Source organism: Shewanella sp. N2AIL (genome assembly GCF_022690845.1).
Taxonomy (GTDB): Bacteria; Pseudomonadota; Gammaproteobacteria; order Enterobacterales; family Shewanellaceae; genus Shewanella; species Shewanella baltica.
Genome location: NZ_JALBYT010000102.1, coordinates 1 through 335, shown reverse-complemented (window position 1 = coordinate 335; position 335 = coordinate 1). Strand labels below are relative to the sequence as shown.

At 41.5% G+C, this 335-nt stretch carries 1 rRNA gene; it reads left to right on the top strand.

The annotated features are described in order from the left end of the window. Positions 1-215: 215 nt before the first annotated feature. Positions 216-335: ribosomal RNA gene (locus tag MO387_RS20915) — 16S ribosomal RNA — on the top strand; the annotation flags it as partial.

Below are 335 nucleotides of genomic sequence, written 5' to 3'. Positions count from 1 at the left end.
GTTGCTCTTTAACAAGATAAAACAAGAAATCTGTGTGGACACTCACAGGTGTTGAGTTAATCGAAACTGCTTAACCTTCGGGTTGGCAGTCAAAAATTTAAATCAATGTAACAATGAGTGTTCATAGTAATATGTACAGTTTGTTTCTGCTTTTAAGTGGAAACAAAAAATCAGAATTCATTGAGCCGTTTGACCTAAGTCAAACAACAAAACTTTAATTGAAGAGTTTGATCATGGCTCAGATTGAACGCTGGCGGCAGGCCTAACACATGCAAGTCGAGCGGCAGCACAAGGGAGTTTACTCCTGAGGTGGCGAGCGGCGGACGGGTGAGTAA